Annotated in this window: 1 protein-coding gene; it reads left to right on the top strand. The window is 45.0% G+C overall.

The features are described 5' to 3' along the window. Window positions 1-231, top strand: a 231-nt coding sequence (locus AAEZ22_RS18675; RefSeq protein ID WP_352298592.1) for an Hsp70 family protein, incomplete at both ends; no start/stop codon positions are given.

Raw genomic sequence — 231 nt, 5'->3', positions numbered from 1 at the left:
ATGCTGACCTGTCTGTGAACGATATCAACGATATCATTCTAGTGGGTGGTCAAACGCGTATGCCACTTGTTCAAAGAACAGTTGCTGAGTTCTTTGGTAAAGAGCCACGTAAAGACGTTAACCCTGATGAAGCGGTAGCTGTGGGTGCTGCGATTCAAGGTGGTGTACTTGCAGGTGACGTGAAAGACGTACTATTACTAGACGTATCACCATTATCTCTAGGTATTGAGA

The sequence above is a fragment of the Pseudoalteromonas sp. 20-MNA-CIBAN-0454 genome (assembly GCF_040308685.1).
GTDB classification, from domain to species: domain Bacteria; phylum Pseudomonadota; class Gammaproteobacteria; order Enterobacterales; family Alteromonadaceae; genus Pseudoalteromonas; species Pseudoalteromonas nigrifaciens.
Note: the sequence above shows the minus strand (reverse complement) of the source record. Positions and strands in the feature narration are given on the sequence as shown.